The sequence below is a fragment of the Mycobacterium numidiamassiliense genome (assembly GCF_900157365.1).
Taxonomy (GTDB): domain Bacteria; phylum Actinomycetota; class Actinomycetes; order Mycobacteriales; family Mycobacteriaceae; genus Mycobacterium; species Mycobacterium numidiamassiliense.
Genome location: NZ_FUEZ01000004.1, coordinates 2,351,941 through 2,365,644, shown reverse-complemented (window position 1 = coordinate 2,365,644; position 13,704 = coordinate 2,351,941). Strand labels below are relative to the sequence as shown.

The 13,704-nt window shown below is 63.4% G+C and carries 9 protein-coding genes and 1 pseudogene; 4 read left to right on the top strand and 6 right to left on the bottom strand.

The window, feature by feature from the left end; genetic code table 11:
- Positions 1-10: 10 nt before the first annotated feature.
- Positions 11-1,027 carry a DUF4331 family protein gene (locus MNAB215_RS19745; protein WP_077080306.1) on the bottom strand — a complete coding sequence of 339 codons (1,017 nt, stop codon included), beginning with the start codon at positions 1,025-1,027 and terminating at the stop codon, positions 11-13.
- Between the two features lie 231 nt (positions 1,028-1,258).
- Between MNAB215_RS19745 and MNAB215_RS19740 the strand changes: the two genes are divergently transcribed.
- A complete protein-coding gene (locus MNAB215_RS19740; protein WP_077080305.1) occupies positions 1,259-3,208 on the top strand; it encodes a potassium transporter Kup in 1,950 nt (649 codons plus the stop codon).
- A 199-nt stretch (positions 3,209-3,407) separates the two neighbouring features.
- Positions 3,408-3,884 carry a hypothetical protein gene (locus MNAB215_RS19735; RefSeq protein WP_077080304.1) on the top strand — a complete coding sequence of 159 codons (477 nt, stop codon included), beginning with the start codon at positions 3,408-3,410 and terminating at the stop codon, positions 3,882-3,884.
- 180 nt (positions 3,885-4,064) lie between these two features.
- Here MNAB215_RS19735 and MNAB215_RS29805 read toward each other — a convergent pair whose 3' ends face one another.
- From MNAB215_RS29805 to MNAB215_RS19720, 3 genes are all read right to left on the bottom strand, one after another.
- Positions 4,065-4,208 (bottom strand): hypothetical protein, encoded by a 144-nt coding sequence (locus tag MNAB215_RS29805; protein WP_165691593.1) that lies wholly within the window; start codon positions 4,206-4,208, stop codon positions 4,065-4,067.
- A complete protein-coding gene (locus tag MNAB215_RS19725) occupies positions 4,205-6,595 on the bottom strand; it encodes a phosphoketolase family protein (protein ID WP_077080303.1) in 2,391 nt (796 codons plus the stop codon). Before MNAB215_RS19725 ends, MNAB215_RS29805 begins: the two co-directional genes overlap by 4 nt.
- Before the next feature lie 177 nt (positions 6,596-6,772).
- A complete protein-coding gene (locus MNAB215_RS19720; protein WP_077080302.1) occupies positions 6,773-7,627 on the bottom strand; it encodes a slipin family protein in 855 nt (284 codons plus the stop codon).
- A 511-nt stretch (positions 7,628-8,138) separates the two neighbouring features.
- Here MNAB215_RS19720 and MNAB215_RS19715 point away from each other — a divergent pair.
- On the top strand, positions 8,139-8,345 hold the full coding sequence (locus tag MNAB215_RS19715; RefSeq protein WP_077080301.1) for a hypothetical protein: 207 nt from the start codon (positions 8,139-8,141) through the stop codon (positions 8,343-8,345).
- 346 nt (positions 8,346-8,691) lie between these two features.
- Complete coding sequence (locus tag MNAB215_RS19710; protein WP_077080300.1) at positions 8,692-11,208, top strand: plasma-membrane proton-efflux P-type ATPase; 2,517 nt, start codon at positions 8,692-8,694, stop codon at positions 11,206-11,208.
- Positions 11,209-11,525: 317 nt separating this feature from the next.
- Here MNAB215_RS19710 and MNAB215_RS30810 read toward each other — a convergent pair.
- Together MNAB215_RS30810 and mobA are read right to left on the bottom strand one after the other, a co-directional pair.
- Positions 11,526-11,976, bottom strand: a pseudogene (locus MNAB215_RS30810) (transglycosylase family protein).
- 1,113 nt (positions 11,977-13,089) lie between these two features.
- The gene (gene mobA / locus MNAB215_RS19695) at positions 13,090-13,701 is read right to left on the bottom strand and encodes a molybdenum cofactor guanylyltransferase (protein ID WP_077080297.1); all 612 of its coding nucleotides are present in this window, start codon (positions 13,699-13,701) and stop codon (positions 13,090-13,092) included.
- Positions 13,702-13,704 lie beyond the last annotated feature (3 nt).

Sequence of the window (13,704 nt, the reverse complement as noted above, 5' to 3'; positions counted from 1 at the left end):
CGATCCGACGCTACCCGTGCCCGTGCGGCGGACCCAGATAAGGGAACTCGGTCAGGGTGTCCGTGTGTGGGGAGAGCCCCGACGGCGGGCATTCGCCCTTGGTGAGGAACGCCAGCCGGTAGTCGATGACATCGTCGGTGAACACCCGGCCGTTCGGGTACCGCGCCGGTTTGGCTGGGTCGAAGGTCAGCATGTCGGGCAGCGTGCCCTCTTTCTCGATGGCGGCGATCTCGTCGCGCGTGTAGTCGCCGGTGTGACCCATGAGGTGGACGAACCGGTCCAGCCACCGGTCCCAGTCGTCCGGGGGCTCGCTGGCGTTGTACTCCAGCTTGGTGTCGTCGGTGTTGAAGAAACTGCTGACCGATGGGTGTCCGGCCCGGTCGACGTGGTTGAGGGTGCCGTTCTCGCGTAGGCTGCAACGGCCCCAGATCCGGATCGGCCCGCTCGCGCCGAGCGTGCTGGTGGGCAGCTCGATCGCGATCGAGCAGACGTTGGCCACGGTGTTCGAGTCCTGGCCGGTCCAGGGCGATTTGCCGCCGAGTTCGGCGAGGTGAGGCGCGGTGAAATTGCGCTTGCCGCTGGTGTCGAACAGGTTCTTGATGCCGTCGAAGTCGAAGAAGAAGGCATCGCTGCGGGCACCGGCGGCGAAGCTGATGTCGCCGGCCGTGGCCACATTCGGCTGCGCCCCAAACGCCACCTCGACATCGGTGAAGATCTGCTCGCCGACGGGCTCGGGTGAGCGGGACTCTTCGCCGCGGGCCAGGAACACGTCGACCGTCTGCCGGCTGTCCACCGGGGCGGCGAACACAAAGCTGAAGGCGATGTCGTTGATCAGGTCACCGTCGGTGTCGATGGCCAACCGATAGATGGCGTCCGGATGCAGCGCGTCGGCGTTCGGATTGGCGTTGAGGATCAGGACGGTGCGCGAGCTGTCCGTCGGTGATTGGAACGCGTACAGGTCGCACAAGTCGAGGCGCTGATCGCCAAGCGGCGGGCCGAGACTCAGGCCGGTGAAATGGTTGGACATGCGAGCACCTTTCCACGCCGCGTCTTCGTCGTGGACAACCTAACTCGTCGGCGTGCTGCATGGGCGGAAGGTTCGACATGTGACCGCATCGACCAACTGGTGAACGCTGGAGCGCCAACTGGGCGCGAACGGTCGTCGCCAGTTTAGGATTTATCCGCGCGCCGCCACCGTCGATACCGCGTCTCATCGCGCAATAACTAAGGTGCGGTTCTGCTGAACGGGGATCTCACCGTGGACACGAGTTCAGAGACTGCCGCACCGCTTAGCACGGTCGGCGTCCCGGAAGCGGTTCGGGCCGTTCGCCTCGGCGTCGTTGTCGCCGCGCTCGGGGTCGTTTTCGGCGACATCGGGACCAGTCCGATCTACACGATCCAGACGGTTTTCAACCCCGACGACCCGCATCCGGTGCCGCTCAACACCGCCAACATCTACGGCATCGTGTCACTGATCTTCTGGTCGGTGATGACCATCGTCACGCTGACCTACGTCACCCTGGTGATGCATGCCGACAACGATGGCGAGGGCGGCATCATGGCGCTGATAACGCTGCTGCGGCGCTGGGGCGGGGCGCAGCGGGAGCGCACCCTCGCGACGCTGGCTGCGCTGGGCATCTTTGGCGCCGCGCTGTTCTTCGGCGACAGCATGATCACGCCCGCGATGTCGGTGCTATCGGCGGTGGAGGGTCTCAAAGTCGTCCAGCCCTCGCTCGGTGACTGGATCGTCCCGATCACGGCGGTGATTATCTTCGTGCTGTTCGCGGTTCAGCGCTACGGCACGGCCACTGTCGGTCGGCTGTTCGGGCCGGTGATGATCGTCTGGTTCGCGTCGATCGGTGCCTGCGGGGTGAAAGGCATCATCGGCCATCCGGAAATCCTGAAGGCGCTCTCGCCGACCTACGCGCTGGCATTCATGTCCAGTCACTTCGATATCGCGTTCTTCGCCCTGGCCGCAGTCGTGCTTTCGGTCACCGGCGCGGAGGCGCTATACGCGGACATGGGCCATTTCGGTCGGCGGGCCATCACGTGGGGCTGGCTATTTCTCGTGCTGCCGGCCTGCGCTCTCAATTATCTCGGCCAGGGAGCGCTCGTGTTAGGTGACGAGTCCGCCGTGAGCGCCCCGTTCTTCCTGCTCACCCCGGGCTGGGCACAGTTGCCCATGGTGCTATTGGCAACCGCCGCAACGGTTATCGCGTCTCAGGCGGTGATCACGGGGGCCTATTCGGTGGCATCGCAGGCCGCTCGCCTCGGCTATCTGCCGAGATTGCGAATAACCCACACGTCGGAATCGACGATCGGCCAGATCTACGTGCCTTGGATCAACGGTTTACTCATGGTCGCGGTACTCATCCTGGTGTTCGCCTTCCGTAGTTCGGCGGCGCTGGCCTATGCGTTCGGCATGGCCGTCACCGGCACGATCACCATCACCACGCTGCTGTTCTTCTACATCGCCCGGACGAGGTGGCGGACTCCGCTGTGGCTGGTTGTGATCGGCGCCGGCTTCCTGTTGCTAGTGGATCTGATGTTCCTGACCGCAAACCTCACCAAACTGGTCCACGGGGCGTGGTTGCCGCTGCTGATCGCCGTGGTCGCGTTCACCGTCATGACCACCTGGCAGCGCGGCCAAGAGATTGTCACCCGGGCCCGGGAGCAGGCGGAGGGGCCGCTGCGTGAGTTCGTCGATCATCTCGCCGACCGTCAGCCGCCATTGCTGCGCATCGCCGGCACGGCAGTATTCCTCAACCGCGGAAAAGAGACCACGCCCCTGGCAATGCGGGCCAACGTCGAGCACAATCGCGTGCTTCATGAGCACGTGGTGAGCATGGCGATCGACACGCTGCCCGTGCCCCGCGTACCAGACTCCGAACGGACGGAAATCGATGCTCTCGGCTATGCCGAGGACGGGCTCATCCATCTCACCGCGCACTTCGGGTACATGGAAAAGCCGGATATCCTTGGCGTGCTTCGCCTATTGGACCCGGCGGAGACTGAAGGCATGATCACAGTCGACGACGCTTCGTACTTCCTGTCCAAGCTGGAACTGACGAAGGGCACGGCGCCGACCATGGCGCGATGGCGCAAACAACTGTTCATCGCGACCTCCTACATCACCGCCGACGCCGCCGACTACTTCGGTCTGCCCCCCGACCGCACGGTAGTCATGGGTTCGCGGATTGAGATCTAGCTGAGCGGGTTCGAAATGTCTGGATCGAACGCCATCAGCCGGGTGCTATGTATCCCGCGCCTCCGGCCCCAGGGACCATGGGCTCCCTACTATGTGTCTTTCGACTTTGTTGGCTGCCCGCAAGAAGCCATTAGCGTCGCAGTTATTAGCGGATTGGACGCTAATGACATCATGCAGCGCATCCCAAAGGACAGAAACCATGGTCATCGTTGGATTAGTTGTATTGGTTGTCGCGGTGATCGTCGCGATAGCCGGTGTGCTTGGTAATGCGGGGCCCGCGCACACGTTGACCGAGAGCTTCTCCGTGTTCGGTTATCACGTGACCGGGTCGACCGGCACGCTGTTCGTGTTCGGGATCGTGATCGGCGCGGTGGCGATGCTGGGATTGAGCGTGTTGCTGGCCGGCGCGCGGCGAACTGCGGGCCGCGGCCGAGAAGCCCGACGCGACCTCGCCCGGTCCCAACGCGAAACGGCGTTTGCCAACCGCGACCGCGCCACCCTGCTCGAGCACCAGCAGGTCGGCGCAGCCACAGGCGAACCGGTGAACTCGCAAGTGACTACGATCCGCCGCAACAAGTTTCCCCTCCTCGGTCGCTGGTCGCGGGGTCGGCAACCAACCCCGGTCAGCCCGCAGTCGCGGTCTGTCGTCGCCGACCACGAAAGCAAGCCGCAATGAGCATCGGTGAGAAGCTCGCCCACAAGGCCGAAGCCGTCAACGGCGCCACCACGAAATACTTCGGGCGCGCGACTCCGGACTGCTATGTCGTCGTCGGATCTAGGTAAACGGTCTTCATTCGGAAATACGTTGAACGGCTACTCCCCCGAGAAACCCCTTACCGCTGCTGCGGGAGGCTGGCTACAGGGTTCGTAGCGACACCGTGATGACTGCGGTGGAGGGCCCTTGTCGGGCGGCGACCAATGCGTTCGCCGCGCTTACCAGGCCCGGCAGGTCCGGCGCAGCAACCGAGGTGACCGGCACCCGGGCTATCGATGTCGTCATTGTGGCGGATTCCAGGTCCAGTTGCGGATTTCGGGATGGTCTTGGCCGTGGGTGTTGATGTAGCGGGTGTGTTCCACGAGTTTGTCGGCCATGGTCTGTTTGAGGTAGTCGCCGGTGGCGCCGAGCTGCGGCAGGCGGTCGATGACGTCGGTGACGAGGTGGTAGCGGTCGAGCTTGTTCTGTACCCGCATGTCGAAGGGGGTGGTGATGGTGCCTTCTTCGTTGTAGCCGCGCACGTGCAGGTTGTGGTTGGTTCTGCGGTAGGTGAGTCGGTGGATAAGCGTCGGGTAGCCGTGGAAGGCGAAGATGATGTGTTTGTCGGTGGTGAACAAGGCGTCGTAGTCGCAGTCGCTGAGTCCGTGCGGGTGCTCGGTGGCCGATTGCAGCTTCATCAGGTCGACCACGTTGACCACGCGGATCTTCAACTCGGACAGGTGTTCCCGCAAGATCTGCACCGCCGCGAGCACCTCCAGGGTGGGGGTGTCCCCGCAGCACGCCAGCACCACGTCGGGCTCGGCGCCGGAGTCGTTTCCGGCCCATTCCCAGATGCCGATGCCCTCGGTGCAGTGCACTTCTGCCTGCTCGATGTTCAGCCATTGCGGCATCGCGCGTTTGCCGGCGACGATCACGTTGACGTAGTGGCGGCTGCGCAGGCAATGGTCGGCCACCGAGAGTAGGCAGTTGGCGTCCGGCGGCAGGTATACCCGCACGATGTCGGCTTTTTTGTTGACGACGTGGTCGAGGAAGCCGGGGTCTTGGTGGGTGAAGCCGTTGTGGTCTTGCTGCCAGACGTGTGAGGCGAGTAGGTAGTTCAGTGACGCGATGTCGCGGCGCCATGGCAGTTGCGCGGTGACCTTGAGCCATTTGGCGTGTTGGTTGAACATCGAGTCGATGATGTGGATGAACGCCTCGTAGCAGTTGAACAGCCCATGCCGCCCGGTGAGCAGATAACCTTCCAGCCAGCCTTCGCTTTGATGCTCACTGAGCATCGAATCCAGCACCCGCCCCCGTGGCGCGAGGAACTCGTCGTTGGCGACGGTGCGGGCCTCCCATTGCCGGTCGGTGACCTCGAAAACCGCGCCGAGCATGTTCGACAGGGTTTCGTCGGGGCCGAAGATCCGGAAGTTGCGGTGCTCCTGGTTGAGGCTGACCACGTCACGCAGGAAGCTACCCAACACGCGGGTGTCCTCGGCCTCCGCCGCGCCGGGCGAGGCCACGGCGACCGCGCGGGCGCGAAAGTCAGGCATATGCAGGTCACGCAGCAACAACCCGCCGTTGGTGTGCGGGTTGGCGCCCATCCGCCGTGGCCCTTGGGGCGCTAACGCGGCCAGGTCGGGTAAAAGCCCCCCGGCCTGGTCGAACAGCTCGGCCGGTTTGTAGCTGCGCATCCAGGCGTCGAGCAGTTCGACATGCCCGGGATGCTGCTCGTCAACGAGCAACGGCACCTGATGCGCCCGGAACGTGCCCTCGATCTGCAGGCCGTCCACCACCTTGGGTCCGGTCCAGCCTTTCGGGGAGCGCAACACGATCATCGGCCAGCGCGGGCGGGTGGTCTGGCCCTCGGTGCGCGCCTTGCGCTGGATGCGGTGAATATCATCAATCACCGAATCGAGGACGGTGGCCATCAGTTCGTGCATGTCCTCAGGGTCGTCGCCTTCGACGTAGTGCGGTTCCCAGCCGCAGCCACGCAGGAACTGGTCAAGCTCCTCGGGTTCGATGCGGGCCAGCACGGTGGGGTTGCTGATCTTGTAGCCGTTCAAATGCAGGATCGGCAGCACTGCCCCGTCGCCAACCGGATTCAGGAACTTGGTGGAATGCCAGGCCGTCGCCAGCGGCCCCGTCTCGGCTTCCCCGTCGCCGATCACGCAGGCCACGATCAGGTCCGGATTGTCGAACACCGCGCCGAACGCGTGACTCAGCGAGTAGCCCAGTTCCCCTCCTTCGTGGATCGATCCCGGCGTCGTGGGTGCCACATGGCTGGAAATGCCTCCGGGAAAAGAGAATTGGGTAAACAGCTTCTTCAGTCCGGACTCGTCCTGACTCACGTCGGGATAGATCTCCGAATACGATCCCTCGAGGTAGGTGTTGGCGACCAGGGCCGGGCCGCCGTGGCCGGGGCCGGCGACGTAGAACATGTCCAGGTCGTACTTAGTGATGACCCGGTTGAGGTGCACGTAGATGAAGTTCTGCCCGGGCGTGGTCCCCCAATGGCCAACCACTAGAGGTTTCACATCGGAGAGCGCCAGCGGTCGCTCCAACAACGGATTGTCATACAGATAAATCTGGCCGACCGACAGGTAATTCGCTGCCCGCCAATAGGCGTCCATCCGATGTAGCAGTTCAGGTTCCAACGTTAGGGTGCTCGTCATCGTTTGGGTGCTCGTCATGGGTGTCCTTTGCTCGACACGTCGGGAGTGCTCTGGCGGTTGAGTTCGTAGCTTGTCGGTGTCATTGGGGCCGCGGAGTCGATGCGGCAACCGGTGTCGTTAGCTGGGTGGATCGCACGGCGCGGTGCGTCACTCAGTGACTCCACCCGATCAGTGACCACATCATCAGCGCGGCGATCACGACTGGCTGCCGGCCGCGGGGGTTCCGTTGCCCACCGCTGCCGGGAGGGCAATCGGTGACTGTGGCTCTGAGGGGGTTGCGGCGCCGGCTTCTCGGGCCAGGAAGGTTCCGAGTTCGGCGATAGTCGACATCAACGGTGCCGGGAAAACGACGGTGGTGTTCTTATCGACGCCGAGCTCGACCAGGGTCTGCAGATTGCGTAGCTGCAGCGCCAGCGGGTGGGCCATCATGGTGTCCGAGGCGTCGCCCAAAGCGGCAGCGGCCAGCGATTCACCCTCGGCGGCAATGATTTTCGCCCGCTTTTCTCGCTCCGCCTCCGCTTGGCGGGCCATCGCGCGCTTCATGCTGTCGGGCAGTTGGATGTCTTTGAGCTCCACCAGGGTGACCTGCACGCCCCATTCGATGGTGGTGACATCCAGGATCGCGCGGATGTCGAGGTTGATCTTGTCGGTCTCTGAGAGCGTCTCGTCCAGGGTGTGCTGACCCACGACCTTACGCAGCGTCGTCTGCGCGATCTGATCGATCGCGGCATAGACGTCCTCGATCGCCACGACCGACTTCACCGCGTCGACGACCTTGAAGTAGGCCACCGCGGAGACGTCGACAGTGACGTTGTCGCGGGTGATGATCCCCTGGGATTGGATCGGCATCGTCACGATTCGCAACGAAATGCGGTGCAGCACATCGATGAACGGAATGATCAGCCGCAACCCGGGTTGGCGTTCTCCGATCACCCGGCCCAGCCGGAACAGCACGCCGTTCTCGTATTGTTTGACAATTCGCACCGCCATCGCCAGCACCAGCAGTGACAGTGCGACTAAAACAAAGACGACGACGCCTAGCGCGTTCATCGCTGTGCACCGCTCGGTGAGCCGTGCTCAAGTCTGCCCACGGCCACGTCATCCGCAACCGTCATTGTTCGCAGGCGTGGTAAGGGGGCCGATTGAATAGAAAGATTCTGTAAAGCAGTCATGGTGATCCTGATGTGCAGACGATCACCGGCGCGTAAGGGCCTCGGAGCCAACGCTCCTCGAGTTCTGCAGCGGACAGCTGAACTCATCCCGAACCAGCTGAAACTCCCAGCACCCCAAAGGCTACACCCGTGGGACCACTTCCACCCATTCCGCCTGGGGCGAACCGCATCCCACCGCGGTGCCCGGCGATACCGGCGGTGAATGTCCGCAGGCGCGGCGGCACGTACCAAGGACTGCAGTGACCGGCACTGTCCCCAGAACTGCGAGCGGCGGTACTCTTGGCGTGACAATCCACCTCGTGGCTGTTGGGCCGCATGGGTAGTTGGCGGGCTCTGTCTCGGTACGGCGGGCACCGACCGGGGCCTTGATGAGCACAGGTGGCATAAGGATGACCGAGTTCACCAACAGCGTCGACAGCATCCCAGTCGGATCACTGACGCCAGCGCAGGCCAGCGCCGATGCCGCCGACCTGCAGACCGCCATCGGCGAGTTGGCAGGCCTGGTGGCCGGTAGCCGCGGGCTGCCTGAGTTGCTGTCCGAGGTCGCGGCGTTTGCGGTCGATGCGATACCGACCGGCACGCTATCGCACAACTGATCCTCGGTGGAGTCATCGACATCGACGACAACCGGGGCCGTGACATCCGTTGAGAGCGGACGCGCCCGTAGGGTACCGTCAACGGCGTTGGGACGCTCAACCAGTCCGGAATGAGAGTGGCTGTCCGCCGCCGCATCTCACTGAGCCCTTGCTCACGACCGGACAACCGGTGAACTCCGCACACGTCGGGAATCGCCATTACCACCGTAGCCAGTCCGCGGACGCCGAAACCGGCTCCTGCGCAATATTTTCCGATCGACAGCGTCATGTGTCTGATCCGGCATGACTCTTTAGATCGCTCACGGCGCGAACCGGCCGCTGACATACGGCGTTTGGACCGGACGCCATGACCGCTGACGCGCCGCATGTCGCGCCGCCGCGCTCTGCGGGCGCACCTGAACCGGGTCCCGACTTGAAATCGGCACCCATGCTCGAGCTGGAAAAAGAGCTTGGCTACTCCCCTGGCGGCCTGAGTCAGGCTGAGGCCGCCATGCGGTTGACGCAGTCCGGGCCGAACGAGATCGCCGAGCACAAACCCAACCCGCTGCTGAAGTTCCTCAGCTACTTTTGGGGCCCGATTCCGTGGATGATCGAGATCGCCGTCATCTTGTCCGGCGCGGTCGGGCACTGGCCAGATTTTTTCATCATTCTGCTGCTGCTTGTCGCCAACGGTGTGGTCGGCTACACCGAGGAACGGCAGGCCGGCAACGCAATTGAGGCCCTCAAAGCCAAGCTGGCGATCAACGCACGCGTGAAACGCGACGACGCATGGATCACCGCGCCGGCGCGGGAGTTGGTGCCCGGTGATGTGATCCGGCTGCGCCTGGGCGATATCGTCCCCGCCGACGCCCGGCTGCTGGAGGGCGACGAGATCGAGGTCGATCAGTCCGCGCTGACCGGGGAGTCGCTGCCCGCCACCTGCACACCCGGCGACGCGGTGTTCTCCGGATCCATTGTCAGGCAAGGTGAAATAGGCGCCCTGGTCTATGCCACCGGCACCGGCACCTACTTCGGCAAGACCGCCGAGTTGGTGCAAGGCGCGCGCACCGTCAGCCATTTCCAGCGCGCCGTGCTCAAGATCGGCAACTACCTGATCATCCTGGCGGTCGCGCTCGTCACGGTCATCGTCACCGCCTCCCTGGTGCGCGGCAACGCGATCCTGACCACGCTGCAGTTCGCCCTCGTGCTGACCGTCGCCGCGATCCCGGTCGCGATGCCCACCGTGCTGTCGGTGACGATGGCCGTCGGCGCACGGCTACTCGCCAGAAAACAAGCCATCGTGAGCCGGCTGGTCGCCATCGAGGAACTCGCCGGCGTCGACGTGCTGTGCGCGGACAAGACCGGCACCCTGACCCAAAACTCGCTCACGTTGGGCACCCCGTTCAGCATCGACTGCGTCACCCCCGCTGACGTCATTCTGGACGCCGCGTTGGCCTCCCGCGCGGACAACGACGACCCGATCGACCGGGCGGTACTCGGCGGCCTCGAGGACGCCAAGGTCCTGCAGGCCTACACCGTCACCCACTTTGAACCCTTCGACCCCGTGCACAAACGCACCGAGGCCACCGTCGTGAGCGCCGACGAGACCACCTTTAGGGTCACGAAGGGCGCCCCACAGGTCATCCTTGCGCTGGCCGCCAACGCCGCGCAGATCACACCCGCCGCCGACAAGGCAGTCAATGATTTCGCCGCCCGCGGCTTCCGGTCATTGGGCGTGGCCCGCGCCGACGGGGACGGCGACTGGCAATTCGTCGGCATACTGCCACTATTCGACCCACCCCGCGACGACGCCGCGGCGACCATCGCCAACGCCGCAGCCATGGGCGTCACCATCAAGATGGTGACCGGGGACGCACTAGCCATCGCGAAGGAAACCGCGGCCAAGGTCGGCTTGGGCGCCGACATCCTCGACGCCGCAGCCTTGGGCGATACCAGCAAGAGCGAATCGGCGGCAGTTGCCGAATCCATCGAGACCGCAGACGGTTTCGCCCAGGTCTTTCCCGAGCACAAATATCACATCATCGACGTTCTGCAACAGCACGGCCACATCGTCGGGATGACCGGAGACGGGGTCAACGACGCGCCGGCCCTGAAAAAAGCCGACTGCGGCATCGCCGTATCGGGCGCCACCGACGCCGCCCGCGCCGCTGCCGATATCGTGCTGCTGACCCCGGGGTTGTCGGTGATCATCGAGGCAATCAAGCAGAGCCGCAAGATCTTTCAGCGAATGAACAGCTACGCGATCTACCGCGTCGCCGAAACGCTGCGGGTGCTGCTGTTCATGACCGTCGCCATCCTGGTCTTCAACTTCTACCCGCTCACGGCCATCATGATCGTGATGCTCGCGCTGCTCAACGACGGCGCAATCCTGTCCATCGCCTACGACAACGTCCGCTACCGCAACGAGCCCGAAGCCTGGAACATGCGCCTGGTGCTCGGCATCTCCACGGTCCTGGGGGTGCTTGGACCGATCGCCGCGTTCGGCTTGTTCTACCTGGGCGACCGTGTCTTCGACCTTGGCCATCCGCGAGTCCAGACGCTGATGTATCTGATGCTGTCCGTCGCGGGTCACCTGACTATTTTCTTGACCCGAACCCGCGGCCCCTTTTGGTCCATCCGCCCGGCCCGCATCTTGTTGATCGCTGTCCTCGGCACCCAGTCCGTCGCCACCCTCATCGCGGTGTACGGGCTATTCATGACCCCGCTGGGCTGGGGGTGGGCAGCGACGGTATGGGGATACGCCTTCGTCTGGTTCCTCGTCAGCGACTGCATCAAACTTCTGGCCTACCGCATCCTCGACCCGGCAACGAAGGCAAATAAAAAGTTCGAAACAGATCGTGACCCAGTGCCCGCGCCTGGCTGACACGAATGATCACGTGGCACAACAACCAGAGGACCAACCAGTGACCTCGCACGGGAGCGGTCACCATCGCCTGACGATTGAGAAGATCTTCAGGCACCCGGCGGGCGGGAGCATCGAGTGGCGCCAGTTCTTGTCCTTGCTCGAGGACCTCGGGTCCGTAAAACAAGAACACAACGGCAAGTTCGCTGTGACCCTGGGACCTCAGACAGAGGTAAACGCTTAGGCCTCTTCACCTGCACATTTAACAAGGAATGCCGGGCACGAGGCCCGGCATTCCTTGTTACGTGCGACGGCTAGGCGCCTGCGCTGGCTGTCGGTCAGCCGCGACGGCCGCAGACCGGCCAGGCTCCGATGCCCTGAGAGTGCAGCACATTCTCGGCCACCCGGATCTGTTCCTCACGGCTGGCGCCGGCGGGAGAACCCGCGCCGCCGTTGGAGTGCCAGGTGCTGGAGGTGAACTGCAGGCCTCCGGAGAAGCCGTTACCGGTGCTGATTCCCCAGTTTCCGCCCGACTCGCACTGCGCGATGGCGTCCCAGTTCACGCTGTACGCCTTGATCGGCGCGGGGGCGTCCGGCGGCGGAGGCAGGTTCGGGTCAAGGCCCACCGGGGTCGGGAGCCGGGGGCGGCGGGGGCGCGTCAGGCGCAGGTGCCGCGGGAGCAACGTTCGGGTCAAAGCCCATCGGTTCCGCGTTGGCGGTGGCCGACGGCACGCTTACCAGCGTCCCGGTGATCGCGGCCAGGATGAGCGTCTTGCGGACGTTATTCAAGTTGTTCCTTTCGACTGCGCGCGCGCCAAACTCAACCCACCCAGCGGCGGGTTGAGGTGCTATGTCGAGATGAAATAGGTGCTTTGGCTCGTGCCGTCTCGTTCGGGCACGACAGCGGCGGGCAAGATCTGCCCGGTCGGCTCAACAGCCGCTGGCCGCTCGCGGCCATCGCCGCTCGCAGCCCCGCTCACACGCGGATTCGTGGATTAAATTTTTTATTAACCCGTCTCGGGCTAAAAGGCACAGTAGGAGACTCGATTGCGTTCGTCATATCCGACACGCCGATATCTCGATCCGATAACAGGCCGATCACAACGCACCCTGAAAAATATCCATGCAGGTCAACTGCGCCTTTTTCCGGCTTATCCAGCTGTCTTGATGCCTACACATTTGTGATCCTAATCACACACTATTTGTGAGTTGAACCACGCATTTGCCAGGCCGTTAAGCGGTCGGATCACGACGCAGTCGTCAGGTCTCGCGAAGGCGCGCAATCAGGCTTTCGAGGGCCCTAAAATGCCCTTCCACCTGCGACGATGAGACATCGTGGAGCGAATCGCCGCAGCTCAAACGCATTTGACAGCAACCGCATTCGTCGCTAGGGCTCGTTAGCCGTGATCGAAAACACTGCGGGAAGCCACGTTTAGCGCCGCGCAAACGCATTCCGGCAGCGATCACCTGAGTTACACACTGTCGCAAGCTCTTTAGCACAACACGAGGTCCAGGGACCGATGCACGGGGTTCCGATGCCACCCCAGCGTCAAACTTCCTCCCCCTCGCTCCGGTCCACCCGAATTTGCACAACGCAATTTGCTGGGAAATCTTCACTTGCGGTTACTTCAGACCGGGGTTGGCGGCTTGACCCGACGACGGCCCCTTCACGCGTCGCCTGAGACACGAAACCGTTTGTCCCCCAACGTCTTACGACGAAGAACCAGCCTATTTTCGAATTCGACAGCGGATCGGCGCGAATTTGGTCGATCGACGCGGGCAAACCAATAACGTTTTGGATGAACAAACAATTAACGAAGAAATAGATGAGCCTAAAAGCTACGCGCAGCAATTACCCGAAGAATTAATTAAAGGTCTGCAGCAACCGCTGAGCGAGTTCGCTCAGGCCCCGGGCAGCACCAGCGCGCGCAGGTCCTCGTCGGAGTTCACGTTGGTCACCAGGCGGGAGTCCGGCAGCACGATCTGCTGGGCGTCCGAGGCGTCGATCAGAGCGCTCATCCTGCGCTCGCCCGTGGCGACCAGCGCGTCGATCCGATCGGCCAGATCAGTCCGGTACACCGCGGCCAGGAAGTGGCTGCGGCCATCCCACGGGGATACCACCTCGGCATTGGTCTCGACGGCCAGCTGGACCAGGTTGTCAATCAATTCCGTTGCGAGCAGTGGCATGTCGACTGCGCAGACGAACGCGAGCGTCGCACCCGCCTGCGCGGCCGCGCGCAGCCCGAGACCGGTTGCGGGCAACGGGCCCAGCCCCTGTATCTCGTCGCGAATGATCTGAGCCTGCATTTTCGGTAGCGGCTGGCCGGTAGCGGCAACCACGAACACCGGTGCACACCGCTGCGACACAACGCCGAGAATGTGTTCGACCATCGTCGTGCCGGACGACGATCCGGGGCCAGACCCCGGATAGGGAAGAGTCGCCTTGTCGCGGCCCATGCGCCGCGATTCGCCCCCAGCGAGGATCACCCCGGCCAGCGAAACTGTGTCGGGCATAAC